The 1,376-nt window shown below is 69.5% G+C and carries 1 protein-coding gene; it reads left to right on the forward strand.

Annotated elements, in window-relative coordinates; genetic code table 11:
• Positions 1–340: 340 nt before the first annotated feature.
• A partial coding sequence (locus D7V88_RS41500; RefSeq protein ID WP_147449153.1) for a serine/threonine-protein kinase occupies positions 341–1,376 on the forward strand: 1,036 nt, incomplete at its 3' end.

The following is a 1,376-nucleotide window of genomic DNA, read 5'->3' on the forward strand; positions in this document are numbered from 1 at the left end:
GGGCGGTGGGGGCGCGGGGGGACCGACGATCAACATGTGGTGCGCGAACGCAGGCATCAGTATCGACGGAGGCACCCTTGTCCTTCCCGAGCGGTCAGGAGGCGCGGGAGGGCCTAGCGAGGCAGGCCATGAGGGGGCGATGGGTGTTTCTCGTGTAGTTGTCGGCTGCACCATCCCCGATGGTGGAATGACGCCCTGACGCACCCGCACCGCCCGCTGCCCAACAGCAGCGGGCGTGAACGTCGGACCCCAGGGCGAGTGCCTGTCCGCTCGCCCTCCGTGCTCCCGGCCTCTGCTTCGCTTCCCGGGATTTCACCTGTTACGCTCCCCCGTGGTGGAGATGTCTTCCGAGCTGATCTGCGAAACCTGTGGCCTCACCGTTCCGTCCGACACGGCGGTGTGCCCTCGTGATGGCACCGTCGTGCTGTCGTCGTTCCAACCGACTCCGCCGGAACCGAAGGTCATCGTGGAGCACCTGGGTAACGAAGCCACCGCCATCACCGACCCCCTCATCGGCCTGAAGCTGGGCGAGTACGAGCTGCGCTCCCGCATCGGCGTGGGCGGCATGGGGCTCGTGTACGACGGCATCCAGCCCCTCATCGGCAAGCGCGTCGCGGTGAAGGTGCTGCGCCCGGAGCTGGCGCACTCCTCCGAACAGGTGGCCCGCCTCCTCGCGGAGGCACGCGCCGTCAACGCCATCCGGCACCGCGGCATCATCGACATCTTCGGCTTCGGCCAGCTCCCCGACGGTCGTCAGTACATCGTCATGGAGTACCTGGACGGTCAGCCGCTCGACGCCATCCTCGCGGAGAAGGGTCGCATCCCCGTCGGTGAGGCGCTGGCGCTCCTGGAAGAAGTGCTCGCCGCCCTGGGCGCCGCGCACGGCGCGGGCGTCGTGCACCGCGACCTGAAGCCCAGCAACATCTTCCTCGTGCGCCAGCCGGACGGCACGCGCTACGTGAAGCTGCTGGACTTCGGACTCGCCAAGCGCGGCGAAGGCCCCACTGGCCGCACCGCGCAGACGCGCACCGACATGGTCGTCGGCACGCCGGAGTACATGGCGCCGGAGCAGGCCCGAGGCCAGTCCGTGGGTCCCATGACGGACCTGTACGCCATGGGCGTCGTCACCTTCGAGATCATCACCGGCCGGCTGCCCTTCATCGGCAGCTCGCCCGTGGACCTCCTGATGAAGCACGTGGAGGCGCGCCCGCCCCGGCCGTCGGAGTTCGTCTCCGACCTGCCGCCCGCCGTGGACGCCTTCATCCTGCAGATGCTCACCAAGGACCCGGAGACGCGCCCCAACTCCGCGGATGTCCTGCGCCAGCACCTGTCGCGCCTGCGCCGCACCCTCCGGGCCACCCGCACCAACCCCACCG

Source organism: Corallococcus terminator (genome assembly GCF_003611635.1).
Lineage (GTDB): Bacteria > Myxococcota > Myxococcia > Myxococcales > Myxococcaceae > Corallococcus > Corallococcus terminator.